Source organism: Roseburia sp. MSJ-14 (assembly GCF_018918225.1).
GTDB lineage: Bacteria > Bacillota > Clostridia > Lachnospirales > Lachnospiraceae > Petralouisia.
The window spans coordinates 1-1286 of the sequence record NZ_JAHLQD010000039.1; the positions used below are offsets into that span (position 1 = coordinate 1).

The 1286-nt window shown below is 41.4% G+C and carries 2 protein-coding genes; both read right to left on the reverse strand.

Annotated elements, in window-relative coordinates; all coding sequences use genetic code 11:
- Positions 1-52 precede the first annotated feature (52 nt).
- Positions 53-967: an IS3 family transposase gene (locus tag KQI83_RS12620; RefSeq protein WP_216558677.1), complete on the reverse strand. Its 915-nt coding sequence runs from the start codon at positions 965-967 to the stop codon at positions 53-55.
- Positions 964-1248: a transposase gene (locus tag KQI83_RS12625; protein WP_007889554.1), complete on the reverse strand. Its 285-nt coding sequence runs from the start codon at positions 1246-1248 to the stop codon at positions 964-966. The genes KQI83_RS12620 and KQI83_RS12625 overlap by 4 nt, the downstream gene beginning before the upstream one ends.
- Positions 1249-1286: the final 38 nt, after the last annotated feature.

Sequence of the window (1286 nt, forward strand, 5' to 3'; positions counted from 1 at the left end):
TGGTCCTATGTCAAGATTTAGTACAAGTTAAAATGAGAAATTTCTCCCCATTTTAACCTGCCAGAAGCTCAGCCTCAGTGTTCGTTCTTTCATACACTCGTTCGAATTCGTTTGGCGACATATAGTTGCAATGGCTATGAATTCGTTTCGTATTGTAGAAAGCTTCCAAATATTCAAAAATCAACTGGTATGCCTGCTTATAATCACGGATTTTAAAGCGATTGAGCCATTCACGTTTGATAACAGAATGAAAGGATTCAATGCATGCATTATCCCATGGAAAAGCTTTCTTCGAGTAGCTACGCTGCATATTTTCGGTTGCTTTTTTATATTCCTTTGCAACATATTGGCTGCCACGATCCGAATGGATAATTAATGGTTGATCAATATTTCGGCGAGCTTTGGCTTGGTTTATAGTATCAATCACGCTGGATACTTCCAGTGTTTCTGAAAGTGTCCAGGCTATGATTTTTCTGGAAAATAAATCCATAATACTGGTCAGATAGACAAATCCGTCTATTGTCCAGATGTAGGTGATATCCGAACACCAGACAGCATTCGGGCGGTCAGGATTAAACTGTTCATCAAGGATATTTTGTAATTCTGTGCTGAAATCAGAGTCTTTTGTGGTGATGGTCCATGGTTTGCTCCACTGAGCGCGGATCCCCATTTGGCGCATATATGTACCAACGGTTCTTTCCGAAATGGCTTCACCCGTTTTTCGAAGTTCTACAGTGATTTTCGGAGCACCGTAGTTCTGCTTGGAATCATCATAAATATCCTGTATTTTTGCTTTTACAGCTTTACGACGTTTTTCTGTATCAGAAGGTACGTGGTGGAGCCATGCAAGATACCCTGAGCGAGAGACACCTAAAAATTTCAACATTCCGGAGACGGAAACCCGGCGTCCAGCCTTTTTGGCAGCTTCCGTCTTCTCAGACACTTCGAGATAAATGGCTTCCGTCATTTTCCCAGAATGTTGATTGCTTTTTTTAACACATCAAGTGCATCTTGGGCATCACGTAATTCACGTCTGAGACGGGCAATTTCCTTCTGCTCATCAGATGCATAATTACCAGAACCACGAACAGGAATATCACCTGATTCCCGGAAGTCTTTCAGCCACTTTGTTAATGTACTGTAGCCGATGCCAAGATTTTCAGCACATCCACGTACTCCGAGATCTTTGTGATCCTGATAGTACTGGATTGCATCAAGTTTAAATTGTTTGTCATGTTGCTTTGCCATATGAGATCCTCCTTCAGCATGTTTCTATTGTAACATGC